Raw genomic sequence first — 13,368 nt, forward strand, 5'->3', positions numbered from 1 at the left:
ATAATATCTATCCAGATGACTTACAATAACAAAAAGCATATCATAGGGAGATTATACATGGAGCCTAATCAACTGATAAAAAATTATGAGTTTCTATTTATTGTAACGGGCATTGTTATAGGATTTGTTAGTAGAATGTGGATGTTAAAAAGTGATGTACGACAATATCCAACCTTACCCAATGGATATTTAATCCATTTAACTACAGGTTTTATTGCTGCGGCAATGGGAGCAGTGGCCTATCCAGCACTGCATAGTAAAAACTATATTGCCGTAACTATTCTGGCCACAGCTATCCAACAATTTAGAGATATCCGAAAGATGGAGAAAGAATCTTTAGAGTCCTTAGAAAAGGATGCTTACGTACCTAGAGGAGAAGCCTATATAGATGGAATAGCGAAGACCTTTGAAGCACGAAATTACATCGTGATCATTGTTTCTATGCTCACCACAATATTAGCCTTTATACTTAGCCATTACATTCAGAGTATTATCATTGTCCTGATTGTTGTTGTCGTAGCGGGGCTTGGGATGGCATACTTACTAAAAACCTATACTAGAGGGTATTCTTTGGGGGATATCGTACTTGTTGAAGAAGCCCCTCTAGAGTTTAGAGATAATTGCAATTTATACGTTGGAGATATTTCTGTAGGGAATATAGGCCTATACTCTAGAAGAAAACGTATATTGGAAAATGGAGTGGGGATAATTTTAAAACCTAAAAATGATAATGAAAATGAAAAAATAATACTCAATCATAAGGGGCAGATGGATGCTATACTACACGAATGCTCTAGGCGATTAGGAGTAGAAAGATACGCTATAATTCGAAGGGATTACAAGAGTCCTAGAGTGGGATTAATGATGGTACCCATCGTCAGGGATATTGAAACAATAAAAGAAACTATTCTTAATGTTCCAATTTTAGAAACCGTTAGAAAAGTAAACCAACGGGTTACTAAGGAGAGTTAAATATGGGGAAAGTAATATTGGCCATGGTCACTTTAGATCAAAAGAAAATTATAGAGGGCGGAGTACCTACCTTTCAGGCTACAGACAAAGAAGATCAGGAAAAAATAGCCCTAGAGCTAGTCCTAGCCCTAAAGGGGAGTATTTACGAACTTTCCAATGGGGTGATCATTATTACTGAAAAATGATATTATGCATAAAATCAAGGAGGGATTATATTTTTAGCTCCCTCCTTGATTTTTTATTTCCTATTCAATTTATTAAAATAATTAGTCCCAATTACACCGCCAACAATAAAAATTGAGCCAAGGATATGGTAAGAATAAATATTTTCCCTTAGGAATATCATTCCCGCAAGAATAGAAATTACCGTTCCCAGATTGGCAAAGACACTCATTCTAGAAGCTTCTATTTTAGATAAAATAAAATTAGTCATTAAAGAGGTTGCAAAGGAAGACAATACTCCTAAATAAATGATAGAGAGAATAAAATTCACATTACTCCAGGGGGCAAAATATTGGCTTACATTTCCATGGATTATATACTTTCCAATGGCGATGGTATTATAACACAAAAAGCTAATGGTGATCATGACAATACTAAGTTCAAGACTTGAAAAATCTTGAGTTAAGACTCTTCCTAAAACATTATATCCTGCAAGGGATAGGGAGGAGAAAAGAAGAAGGATAATGCCTAGGATATTATGAAAGTCCAAAGTGGCACTCTTCATTATGGTAATAAAGATTACTCCTGCTACCGATATCAATATAGATATTTTTTGCAATAGAGTGCTTTCTTCCTTTAAAAAATAAGAGGCTAAGATTAAAGTGAATATAGGAGAGGAGGCCAATAATATTCCACCCTCAGCAGAAGTAGCGTATTGAAGTCCAGTGGTTTGAAACCCGAAAAATAATAGGGGATAAAATAGGGCTAAAGGTAAAATTTTTTTAATTTTTTCCTTGGTAACGCTTAATTTAATCCAACCAAATAATATAGGGATTAAGGCACCTATAAATGCTGCAGTAAAACGATGGGCGAGGATATCGATAGGATCAGTGATTTGTAAAGCAATCTTGTTAAATAAAAATGAGAGGCCTGTAATAAGAGCATAGAGTATAGCCAATAAATAAATCAGATGATTTTCCTTTTTTTCCATAGAATTCTCCTTTACTGATTATTCTAGATGGAACAGCGATTAGGCGAAAATGTTCAAGATAATTATACCATAATTAACCATAAAATACCTTCGAGAACTTTATGTAAAAGGCTATTTTACTCTATAATGAAATCATTTACCAAAACAAAACTAAGGATAATTTCATGGATTTTTCCCATACTATTTAATAAGCATAACAATAAAAAGGGAGATGTTTATTATGGCAAAAAATAAATTGCTTGTCCCAGAGGCTAGAAAAGCTTTGGATAAATTTAAAATTGAACTTGCCAATGAATTTGATGTAGATGATCCCAATCATTTAGCTTCCATGCATACAGGAGTAATTGTTAGGGATTTAATAGAAATGGGAAAACAAAATATTATTGATGAAAAACTTCAATATGATGAGAAGATAAAATAATATAAATAAGATAAAAAAGACGTCTCAGCAGACGTCTTTTAAAATAATCAATAAAAATATTCTTTATTCAGGTTTATAATTCAATCATTTCAGCCTTATGTCCGATTTGAGGAAGGAATTTATGCAATAGGTCGCTGGTTTTTATTTTTATATGGCTGGTATTCATACCCGTATTAGAACCAAACCACTCTGCTTCCGCGACTTCCTTGTCTATAATTAATTGTACATAATCATCCTCATCGTTCACAAGTCCCATAACTGAAGCAGAACCAGGCTTAGCACCAAGATGTTTTTCCATCAATTCTCCAGAAGCAAAGGATAAACCTGAGACACCTATTTTTCTTCCAAGGGATTTGACATCTAAGGATTTGTTTGCTGGCATTACGACGAGAAAAAAACTGGTTTTTTTCCTATTGCATAGAAAAATGCTCTTTCGAATCTCAGTACCAAGAACTTGATTAATTTCTTCGCACTCTTCCATGGTCTCCACCACATCATTATCCACTCTCTCAAAAGGAATATTTAATTTCTGTAATAATGAAAATACTGTCTTTTCAGTTTTGGTGCGATCATCTGAGGGGATAGTTGTTACAATTTCGCTAATGTTTATCATTTTGCTACCTCCTATCCTTTTTACATCATCCTATTGTTTTGCAATGGTAACACAATTATATGAATTACAAAACTTACTTTAATATCCATATATTAACATATTGATTTCTTTTTTGCAAATCATAGAATATGCCCCATCAATGGATAGAATCATACCCTTTGTAGACGAAAAAACTTCATTTCTCCTAATGTACATAGTATTTCTTAGGGATAGGATCATCCTACCTGTAGGGCAGATAATTTATCATTATGTGTAAGCAATAAGGATATCCTAACCATCGTTATTTATTGTTATTCGATAAAAATCAATTGACTAATAATAACATACTTTGTTATACTATAGATAAAATAATATAGGTGGTGAAGATATGCAAAAATGGGAGATAAATACTTTAAGGATATCTATTATTTTAATTGGAATGGCTATTTTATTGATTTTTATACTTTGGTTACCAGATATAGCAAAGTTTTCTGCTGTGGAATATCCAGAATATGCACATTTGAGATACCCCATACTCATTGGGCTTTATATCACAGGTGCTCCCTTTTATTTAGGAATTTTCCATACCTTTAAATTACTTAAACTAATAGAAAGGGATGGTGCCTTTACTGAAGAGGCCTGCAAATCCTTAGGGGCAATAAATTTATATGCCATAATAGTAATCCTTTTATATATTTCAGGTATGATTTTTCTTCTTTTGAATAATGCTCTCCATCCAGGACTATTTTTAGTAGGCCTGGGAATAATGTTGGTGGCATTTATCATTTCCGTATTTGCTGCAATACTTAAGGGATTGCTGATGAAGGTAGTGGAAATTAAAAATGAAAATGATTATACAATATAGAGTGATGATATGGTGATTATCATTAATATTGCTGGGATGTTGGCGAAGAGAAAAATGAGCGTGACAGAACTATCAGAAAGAGTAAGCATTACCATATTGAAGGGAAGGATTATTTGAAAAAATTACTTTTAGGGATATTGGTTATTTACTGTACAACTCTTCTCTTTGGTTGTCAGTCGCCAAAGGAAATGAAATTGTTAGGAGAGATAAAGGAAATCTCTATATCAGAGTTTTATAAATATGGAGGCACAAATGAAGAGTATTTTGCTTCTATAAATCAGCCGGAAAGTTTATCGAAATTCAAAGAGATTGTAGAAAATGCAGAAAAAAGGGACAATAACACAAGTAAAGTAGATCCAAATTATGATCTGCGCATTGAGTATGAAAATGGGGACATCCATATATTACATATGCTTTTAGGTCATCCAGATCAAGAAAGTGCTTTGATGTATGCAGGAAATGAAAACAAGGTGTTCTATATTTCGTCGGAAGCCACAGCAGAATTAAGAAAAATATTGCCCGTGGAAGAAAAGAATAATCGATAGGATAAAAAGGCTGGGGATATAAAGAAATCCCAGCCTTTTTATCCTACCAATTGCTTAAATTTTTTCAAATGTGAGTTAAGCTTCTAAGCTCTCTAATTCACATAAGGACTGTTCTTCAAAGCCCTTATCCCTTAACTTTCCATAGATGAATCCCACTAAGGCACCTACAATTGCTGGGATTATCCAGCCTAAACCTTTTGAATAAAGGGGCAAATGATTGAAGAGATCAAACTTTAGCCCAAATTCTCCTAGGGCATCTATAATACTTATGCAAGCCGTACAAACCATGGAAAATTGATAAACATAGATATTTCCCTGGAAAAATCTATGGACTAGAGCCAATAACATAAGTACAATGGCCATTGGATAGATGGCAGTTAGTGCAGGCACTGAGAATTTAAGAATTTGGGTGAGACCCACATTAGCAAACATCATGCTAGATACTGAAAGTAGGATCACCCATGTCCTATAGGAGACTTTAGGGATTAATTTGGTAAAATACTGACTACAAGAGGTCAAAAGTCCAACAGAGGTGGTTAAACAAGCCAGGGAAAAGATGAGCCCTAGTAAAATTGAACCATAGTGACCAAATAGGTAAAACACCACATTGGTAAGGGTTTGAGCGCCATTTTCAGTTGCACCAAATCTAGCTTGGGAGGTAGCTCCCAAGTAGGCAAGCATCCCATAGATAAGGATGAGAAATAGACCTGCAATTGCCCCTGCTTTTATTGTATTGGAAACTAGATTTTGCTCCTTTTTTATGCCCATTTCCCTTAGGGTAATGGAGATGACAATGCCAAAGTTTAAAGCGGCTATAGCATCCATGGTCATATATCCTTCTAAAAATCCCTTCAGTAGAGGGAGCTCTCCATAATCTCCTACTGGAGCAGAAAATCCTCCTAGGGGTTTGAAAATACTAAAAACAAAAACACTTGTGATTAGTACTAACAAAGTAGGTGTTATAACTTTTCCAAATCTATCCACAAGTTTTGTAGGAGATAGACATAACCAAAAGGCCAGAGAAAAATAAAGAAGAGTATATATTAACAATGGCAGTTTACTTATCCCCAATGTACTAGGTAAAAAGGGGGAAATTCCCATTTCAAAGGCCAAACTGGCTGCCCTAGGTATACCTAAAAAGGGTCCTATAGATAAATAGATTAATAAAGTAAAGGCTAAAGCAAATTTTGGATGCACTCGACCGGCCAAGACATGTAAACCATTGGCTTTGGCAACTACAGCAATAGCTAAAATAGGAAGACCCACTGCTGAAACTAAAAATCCTCCCATGGAGACCAGAATATTGCTTCCTGATAATTGCCCTAGTTGAGGAGGGAATATAAGATTACCTGCACCAAAAAACATTGAAAATATCATTAAACTTACAAATAACAAATTCTTTCTGCTTAATTTTTCCACATTGAAGACCTCCATATTTTTTGTTTGATTATTTTCATCCAAATAAAAAAACTCATCCCTATAAAAGGGACGAGTTAAACTCGCGTTACCACCCTAGTTCTATGAATTCATAAAGGATTATTCATTCATAACTCTCACAACGTACATAATAATACGTGTTCCAGATAAAGGTGGACAGCCTACATAGCTTACTTACTCTTATCTTCAGCCATGCTTCTCAGAGATGATTTTGGGCTATTTGTTGAACATTGGCTTTCAGCAGGACACCAACTCTCTGGAGGACTTCAAGATAGCTTACTTTTTCTCTTCATAGAATTTGTAGATATATTGACTTTGATACTCTATTTTATACCACAGATTCTTCCCAGGTGTCAACAATTTATTTTTTGTCAAAGAAATGTGGTAAGGGATGAAAAGATAAATTTTTAGACAATTCTAAAAATAACTATTGACAGTAGAATATTTCCATGGTATTCTAGTGAGCAATAAGAATAATATGCATATTATGAATTTTCAAAAAATTATAAAAGACTATGATGAAGAGAAAACTATTTAAGCCTTAATTACAGAGAGCCAGTGGTTGGTGTGAACTGGTATTAAGAGAATAGACAATAATCACTTCGGAGTTGCACGACTGAACAGAGTAAGTTGTGACGGATGGCCCCGTTATGAAGCTAGGGTTTGATGGAACCGACAAAGATAACTTTCTAAGGATTGTTATGAAGTAGAGTGGTACAGCGTTAGTTGCGCCTCTATTGTGTATATTGATTTATACATAATAGAGGTTTTTTATTTAATAGGAGAGGGGATTAAAAATGAAAAAGAGATTTTATGTAGTCATGATATTATTATTAACTTTTAGTTTGACGGTAGGATGTACTCAAAATTCCAATTCTGCTTCTGCCTCTGGTTCAGAAGGGGATACTCTTAAGGTGGGACTTAATTATGAACTTTCCGGTGATGTTGCTACCTATGGACAAAGTTTGACCAGCGGAATAGAACTGGCCATAGAGGAAATCAATGCAGCCGATGGGGTTCTTGGGAAGCAAATTGAAATAGTCAAGGTGGACAATAAATCAGACACTGCTGAAGCCGCAAATGTTTCCACTAGACTTGCCACAAGGGATAAGGTGATTGCTATCTTAGGTCCTGCCACCTCAGGAAATACCAAGGCTGCTTCGCCAGCAGCTATACAAAACAAGGTGCCATTGATATCTGGTTCTGCTACTGCAGATGATGTTACTGTAGACAGCAATGGCAAGGTAAGGGAGTATATCTTTAAAACTTGTTTTAGTGATTCCTTCCAAGGGGTAATTATGGCTGATTTTGCAGCTAAGGATTTAGAATTGAAAAAAGCAGCCATTCTTATGGATAATACAAGTGATTATAGCAAGGGCTTAGTAAAAAGTTTTAAAGAAACCTATGGGAAACATGGGGGAAAAGTAGTTGCTGAAGAAGCGTACCAGGCGAAGGATACTGACTATAAACCAGTTTTAACTACCATAAAAGGAACAGATGCTGAAGTTTTATTTGTACCTGGTTATTATGAGGAAGTTGGTTTGATTATAAAGCAAGCTAGAGAATTAGGATTAGATATTCCTGTCCTTGGGGGAGACGGTTTTGACTCTCCAAAACTAGCAGAAATTGCTGGGAAAGATGCTTTAAACAAAGTATATTATACAAACCATTACTCACCGGAAGATGATGCTGAAGAAGTAGTAAAATTTAGGGAAGCCTTTAATAAAAAGCATAGTAAAGAAGCAGATGCTTTCAATGCATTAGGCTATGACCTTGCTTATTTGTTGGCCAATGCTATAGAAAGAGCAGGAGAGGCTAATCCAGAAAAAGTCAAAGAAGCTTTAGCATCAACAGTTGATTTTAAGGGTATTACAGGAACCCTATCCATGGATGAAAATCACAACCCTGTAAAGGCAGTGACCATATTAGAAGTGAAGGATGGAGCACCTACTTTCCTGAAAAAATTAGAACCATAAGAAACAGGTAGATAGTGGAAAATCAAGATTCTTGGCCAAAAGCTCAAAATGCAGGCTTTGGAGAAAAACCTAAGGTTGTTATCCAAAGCCATGGCGAAGAATCTTAGCCTTTCAACCAGCTATTTTCAATTGTCTATGGATATTCTCAACGAAGAATTCAAGCAATAGAGTAGATATATTAAATTTTAAGGGGTGAGAAAATGGAACAATTTATACAGCAGATGGTAAATGGCATATCCTTGGGCAGCATATACGCACTAATTGCCCTTGGATATACCATGGTATATGGAATAATAAACTTAATCAATTTTGCCCACGGAGAAATCTATATGATAGGAGCCTATATAGGTTTTGCAGTAACGACTTTTTTGGGTCTGGGATTTTTCCCTGCCATTATTGTATCCATGATAGGCTGTGGTATTTTGGGCGTAATTATAGAAAAGGTTGCCTATAAACCCGTGAGAAATTCTACAAGAATTGCGGCTTTAATTACCGCCATAGCCGTTTCGTTATTTTTACAATATGGGATGATGTACTTTGTCCATGCTGAAACGAGAACTTTTCCAGAGCTTTTACCAAATACATCTATAAAACTATTTAATACCAACGTACTTTTAGATATGAGAAATCTTTATATTATTTTAGTGACGGTATTTCTTATGGCTGTTCTCCAATATGTCATAAAGAAGACTAAGGTAGGAAAGGCTATGAGAGCCGTATCCCTAGATAGAGATGCCGCCCAGCTTATGGGAATTGATATGAACAAGACAATTGCTTACACCTTTGCCATAGGATCTGCCTTGGCAGGGGCAGCAGGAGTGTTGGTAGGAACCTATTATAACTCAATTAACCCCCTTATGGGTGCAGGACCTGGCCTTAAAGCTTTTGTAGCTGCAGTAATAGGAGGAATCGGTATGATTCCCGGTGCTGTATTTGGTGGCTTTTTCCTTGGTATAACAGAAACCATGGTCAGTGCTTTTGGTGGCTCTCTGTATAAGGACGCCGTTGCCTTTGGAGTGCTGATATTGGTGCTTTTAATTAAGCCTAATGGACTGCTGGGTGCGAATATAAAGGAAAAAGTGTAAAGGGGGTATACCGATGAAACTTCTAAATAAGAAAAAAATACTCATTCTATTGGCTATCTTTATTGTCTATATGATAGGTGGGTTTTTAATAAATAATGGAATAATTGACTCATATATTTATTTAAACATTGTGGTCATAGGTATAAACATCATTCTTGCAGTTAGTTTAAATCTTATTACCGGCTATACAGGTCAGCTTTCCTTAGGGCATGCAGCCTTTATGTCCATTGGAGCCTACGCATCAGGAGTTTTAACAGCAAAGCTAGGGCAACCCTTTATTATAGGAATTTTAGGAGGGGCAATATTTGCAGCTATTGCAGGGATAATCATTGGCATTCCTACCCTGAGGCTTAAGGGCGATTATCTTGCTATTGCTACTTTGGGTTTTGGTGAGATTGTGAGGATTATTGGACTCAATAATGAATATATCGGTGGTGCCATTGGGCTAAATGATATTCCTCAATATACCACTTGGACTTGGCTTTTCTTTTGTGTTGTGACTACTGTCTTACTCATTCATAATTTTATAAAATCTTATCATGGAAGAGCTTGTATATCTATAAGAGAGGATGAAATTGCGGCAGAAGCTATGGGGGTAAATACAACTTACTACAAAGTATTGGTATTTGCCCTTGGTGCCCTATTTGCAGGGGTAGCCGGTGCATTATATGCCAATTATTTTTATTTTATCAAGCCTGATTCCTTTGGATTTATGAAATCAATAGACATCTTGGTTATTGTTGTTTTTGGAGGAATGGGAAGTATAGTAGGTTCAATAACGGGAGCAGTTGTACTTTCAGTTATATCCGTGTTTTTACAAGGGATTCCAGAACTGCGTATGGTAGTTTATGCGGTTATCTTATTTTTAATCATGGTTTATCGGCCCCAAGGACTTATGGGCAATAGCCAAGGGAAATTTTTCAAGAAAAGAGGTGTTTTAGGTGGCCATAATGAAAGTAAACAATCTGCATAAATCCTTCGGTGGCGTAAAAGCTGTATCTGATATTCAATTGACCATTGAAGAGGGAGAAATCGTAGGCATCATTGGGCCAAATGGAGCAGGGAAAACCACCCTTTTTAACTTGCTCACAGGAATTTATAGACCTACCTCTGGTGAAATTATTTATAATTTTGATACTTCCATTACATCGAAAAGCTTCAAGCCTCATAAAATGGCAAAATACGGTGTAGCTAGGACCTTTCAAAATATCAGACTCTTTAAAAATATGACCATATTGGATAATGTGCTTATGGGATACCACAATAATATGAATTATGGTGTTCTCCATTCCTTATTTCGCTTACCTTCCTTTTATCAAAATGAAGATAAGGCAAACGATGAAGTGATAGAGCTTTTAAAGGTTTTTGACCTATACGATAAAAGAGATGAACTAGCAAAAAATCTTCCCTATGGAGAACAAAGGAAGCTAGAGATTGCTAGAGCTCTTGCTTGTAAACCAAGGCTACTTTTGCTTGATGAACCAGCAGCAGGGATGAATCCCAAGGAAACAAAGGAACTGACGTCTCTTATTACTTGGATTAAAGACAAATTTGATTTGACCATAATATTAATCGAGCATGATATGTCTTTGGTCATGCAAATATGCAGCAAGATATTCGTATTTGATTATGGAAAATTAATTGCCGGCGGTACACCCCAGGAAATTCAAAACAATCCTAGGGTAATTAAAGCCTATCTTGGAGGTGAAGAATCGTGTTAGAAATTCAAAATCTCAATGTCTATTATGGAGCAATCCACGCATTAAAGGGAATAAATCTTAAAATTAATCAAGGGGAAATTGTCACCTTAATTGGGGCCAATGGTGCTGGCAAAACAACCACTCTTCGCACCATATCAGGCATTGAAAAAGCCAAGTCAGGAGATATTCTATATAAAGGGAAATCGATAAAATCCCTATCTGCTCCTGATATGGTTAAAGCAGGTATTTCCCATTCTCCTGAGGGAAGGAGAGTCTTTTCCACCATGAGTGTGTTGGAAAATCTTGAATTAGGAGCTTATACCAGAAAGGACAAAGTCCAAGTGAAGAAGGATATGGACTATATATTTTCGTTGTTTCCAAGACTATTGGAAAGAAGAGAACAATATGCAGGGACTCTATCTGGGGGAGAACAACAAATGCTAGCCATAGGGCGCGCCCTACTTTCAAGGCCAAAGCTACTGCTCCTAGATGAACCTTCCATGGGTCTTGCCCCATTAATTGTTAAAGAGATTTTCTCGATCATCAAAGACATTAATAAAAAAGGAACCACTATCCTATTGGTAGAACAAAATGCAAACATGGCTCTGCAGTGTGCCCATAGGGCTTATATTATTCAAAATGGGAAAATTGATATAGAAGGGGATACAGAAAGTCTTTTAAATGACAATAAAGTAAAAGAAGCCTATCTTGCGGGATAGGCTTCTTTTACTTTAAAGAAACACAAGACTTTTTCCCATCCATTTTCTTTTAAGTCAATTATATATTAATACTTCTACAAGATTAATACTCTACAATCAATAAATGGGATTATGCAAATTGTTGTACCTTAACGGCTTTAATTTAATAATGAACCAACTTATTCAATTCTTTCTCTATTATTTTTTTATCCAATCTTTCAAATAAAATATCAAACTCATTTATTGTAGTTCCTATTTCTAGATCAATATATTGCCAAACTTCTATGTCACAGTTCAGCCACCTCTTGACTTTAGTCGATGAAAATGGCAGGAAGGGGTGGAGTAAATTAGCTATATTTGCAATTGATATTAAACAATTATAAATAGTATTTGCACATTCAGATTTATCTGTATTTATTGTGATCCAAGGAGTCTTCTCATCAAAATATTTATTTATCCTTCTTGCAAAATCAAAAACTACTTCTATAGCCGATTTTAAATTTCCATGCTCTATAAGTTGCCCAACCTCATCATATAAAAGTTGAATTTTTGAATTTATATAAGGGTTTAACTCACCTTCAGGTATTTGATTGTCAAAATATTTTTTTGCAAATACTAATGTCCTATTTACTAAATTACCATATACCCCTAGTAATTCACCGTTATTTCTATTGACAAACTCTCGCCATGAAAAATCAGTATCCCTTTTTTCTGGACCGTTTGCTATAAAAAAATATCTTAGTGAATCTATATTATATCTTTCAATAATGTCTGGAATCCACACCGCCCAATTATTACTAGTGGATATTTTTTTCCCTTCAAGAGTAACATATTCACTTGAAATTATATTATCAGGAAGTTTATTAATTCCAGCCCCATTTAATAATGCGGGTAAGATTATTGTATGAAAAGGAATATTATCTTTACCATGAATGTAGTATGATCTAGTTTCATTATCCCAAAACCCACTCCAATCTCTATGGTTCTGGAATGCCCACTTTTTGCCTACTGTTAAATATCCCAATACTGCATCTACCCATACATATACTTTTTTATCCTCATGCCCTTTAATGGGTATATTAATACCCCATTGTAGAGACCTAGATATTGCTCTATCTTTTAAACCTTCATTTAAATATCTTTCCGTATTATTGATTGCATTTATTCTCCAATTATCCTTATTCTTTCGGATTAAATCTCTTAGTTCCTTATCGAATTCAGATAACTTAAAAAACAACTGTTTATTACGTTTAATAGACGGTTCATTATTACAAAGCTTGCATTTTCTATTTTCTAATTGAAGTGGATCTAGAATAGTTGAACAAGCATCACATTGATCGCCACGAGCGTTATTTTTACATACTGGACACTGGCCTTCAATAAATCTGTCTGCTAAAAATTCATTGCAGCTTATACAAAATAATTGTTCCACTTCCTTCTCATAAATTAGTCCTCGATTATATAATATATTAATAATATTTTGTACTTCTGTCTTATGAAATTCATCATCAGTTCTTAAATATAGGTTATAAGAAAATCCTAACTTTTCAAAACAATATTTAAACTCATTATGGTATCTGTCGGCTATTTCCTTAGGGGTTACATTGTTTTTTTTAGCTCTTATAGATATAGGTGTACCATGACAATCACTTCCTGATACATACAATACATCTTTCCCTTTTGCCCTAAAGTATCTTGCTATAATATCCCCGGGTAATAGTGCTGCAATATGTCCGATGTGCAATGAGCCATTTGCATACGGCCATGCTCCTCCAATAAAAATTTTCATAACTTTTCCTCCTCGTATAATAAGTTTGTAGCTAATAATCGTAGCTATAAACTTATTTATTTTTATTAAGAATACCCTAATGCTAAAATAACCTTATAGGACATTAGCGAAGGTTTGAGCTTTTTCTCCTTGCAA

General features: G+C 35.1%; 14 protein-coding genes, 1 pseudogene and 2 other annotated features. Of the genes and pseudogenes, 11 read left to right on the forward strand and 4 right to left on the reverse strand.

Translation table 11 applies throughout. From position 1 onward, the window contains the following. The first annotated feature begins 57 nt into the window (after positions 1-57). Positions 58-972 carry a YIEGIA domain-containing protein gene (locus NSA47_RS11715; protein WP_257532203.1) on the forward strand — a complete coding sequence of 305 codons (915 nt, stop codon included), beginning with the start codon at positions 58-60 and terminating at the stop codon, positions 970-972. Between the two features lie 2 nt (positions 973-974). Further along, positions 975-1,157, forward strand: coding sequence for a capping complex subunit for YIEGIA (locus NSA47_RS11720; protein WP_257532204.1), 183 nt, complete (start codon positions 975-977; stop codon positions 1,155-1,157). A 53-nt stretch (positions 1,158-1,210) separates the two neighbouring features. On the opposite strand, the gene NSA47_RS11725 is transcribed toward NSA47_RS11720, so the two are convergent. Then, positions 1,211-2,125: a DMT family transporter gene (locus NSA47_RS11725; protein ID WP_257532206.1), complete on the reverse strand. Its 915-nt coding sequence runs from the start codon at positions 2,123-2,125 to the stop codon at positions 1,211-1,213. 220 nt (positions 2,126-2,345) lie between these two features. Between NSA47_RS11725 and NSA47_RS11730 the strand changes: the two genes are divergently transcribed. After that, on the forward strand, positions 2,346-2,546 hold the full coding sequence (locus NSA47_RS11730) for an alpha/beta-type small acid-soluble spore protein (RefSeq protein WP_257532208.1): 201 nt from the start codon (positions 2,346-2,348) through the stop codon (positions 2,544-2,546). A 73-nt stretch (positions 2,547-2,619) separates the two neighbouring features. Here NSA47_RS11730 and NSA47_RS11735 read toward each other — a convergent pair whose 3' ends face one another. Further along, positions 2,620-3,159, reverse strand: coding sequence for a prolyl-tRNA synthetase associated domain-containing protein (locus tag NSA47_RS11735; protein WP_257532210.1), 540 nt, complete (start codon positions 3,157-3,159; stop codon positions 2,620-2,622). Positions 3,160-3,526: 367 nt separating this feature from the next. Between NSA47_RS11735 and NSA47_RS11740 the strand changes: the two genes are divergently transcribed. The 3 genes and pseudogenes from NSA47_RS11740 to NSA47_RS11750 all read left to right on the forward strand — a co-directional run bounded on the left by NSA47_RS11740 (position 3,527) and on the right by NSA47_RS11750 (position 4,548). Beyond that, positions 3,527-4,003 (forward strand): DUF2975 domain-containing protein, encoded by a 477-nt coding sequence (locus NSA47_RS11740; RefSeq protein ID WP_257532212.1) that lies wholly within the window; start codon positions 3,527-3,529, stop codon positions 4,001-4,003. A 9-nt stretch (positions 4,004-4,012) separates the two neighbouring features. Beyond that, positions 4,013-4,099 (forward strand): annotated as a pseudogene (locus tag NSA47_RS11745) (helix-turn-helix domain-containing protein); the annotation flags it as partial. Positions 4,100-4,116: 17 nt separating this feature from the next. Then, a complete protein-coding gene (locus NSA47_RS11750; RefSeq protein ID WP_257532214.1) occupies positions 4,117-4,548 on the forward strand; it encodes a YhfM domain-containing protein in 432 nt (143 codons plus the stop codon). A gap of 75 nt (positions 4,549-4,623) precedes the next feature. Here the strand turns inward: NSA47_RS11750 and brnQ are convergent, their stop codons facing one another. Further along, positions 4,624-5,967 (reverse strand): branched-chain amino acid transport system II carrier protein, encoded by a 1,344-nt coding sequence (gene brnQ, locus NSA47_RS11755; protein WP_257532216.1) that lies wholly within the window; start codon positions 5,965-5,967, stop codon positions 4,624-4,626. Positions 5,968-6,029: 62 nt separating this feature from the next. Next, positions 6,030-6,287, reverse strand: a binding site (T-box leader). Between the two features lie 204 nt (positions 6,288-6,491). Continuing rightward, positions 6,492-6,724, forward strand: a binding site (T-box leader). Between the two features lie 58 nt (positions 6,725-6,782). On the opposite strand from brnQ, the gene NSA47_RS11760 reads away from it, so the two are divergent. The 5 genes from NSA47_RS11760 to NSA47_RS11780 all read left to right on the forward strand — a co-directional run bounded on the left by NSA47_RS11760 (position 6,783) and on the right by NSA47_RS11780 (position 11,465). Next, positions 6,783-7,961 carry an ABC transporter substrate-binding protein gene (locus NSA47_RS11760; RefSeq protein WP_257532218.1) on the forward strand — a complete coding sequence of 393 codons (1,179 nt, stop codon included), beginning with the start codon at positions 6,783-6,785 and terminating at the stop codon, positions 7,959-7,961. Between the two features lie 200 nt (positions 7,962-8,161). Further along, on the forward strand, positions 8,162-9,046 hold the full coding sequence (locus NSA47_RS11765; protein WP_257532220.1) for a branched-chain amino acid ABC transporter permease: 885 nt from the start codon (positions 8,162-8,164) through the stop codon (positions 9,044-9,046). A gap of 13 nt (positions 9,047-9,059) precedes the next feature. Then, the gene (locus tag NSA47_RS11770; protein WP_257532222.1) at positions 9,060-10,019 is read left to right on the forward strand and encodes a branched-chain amino acid ABC transporter permease; all 960 of its coding nucleotides are present in this window, start codon (positions 9,060-9,062) and stop codon (positions 10,017-10,019) included. Next, the gene (locus tag NSA47_RS11775) at positions 9,988-10,767 is read left to right on the forward strand and encodes an ABC transporter ATP-binding protein (protein ID WP_257532224.1); all 780 of its coding nucleotides are present in this window, start codon (positions 9,988-9,990) and stop codon (positions 10,765-10,767) included. The genes NSA47_RS11770 and NSA47_RS11775 overlap by 32 nt, the downstream gene beginning before the upstream one ends. After that, a complete protein-coding gene (locus tag NSA47_RS11780) occupies positions 10,761-11,465 on the forward strand; it encodes an ABC transporter ATP-binding protein (protein WP_257532226.1) in 705 nt (234 codons plus the stop codon). Before NSA47_RS11775 ends, NSA47_RS11780 begins: the two co-directional genes overlap by 7 nt. 142 nt (positions 11,466-11,607) lie before the next feature. Here NSA47_RS11780 and metG read toward each other — a convergent pair whose 3' ends face one another. Then, a complete protein-coding gene (metG, locus tag NSA47_RS11785) occupies positions 11,608-13,233 on the reverse strand; it encodes a methionine--tRNA ligase (protein ID WP_257532228.1) in 1,626 nt (541 codons plus the stop codon). Positions 13,234-13,368: the final 135 nt, after the last annotated feature.

It is taken from the genome of Irregularibacter muris (assembly GCF_024622505.1).
GTDB classification, from domain to species: domain Bacteria; phylum Bacillota; class Clostridia; order Eubacteriales; family Garciellaceae; genus Irregularibacter; species Irregularibacter muris.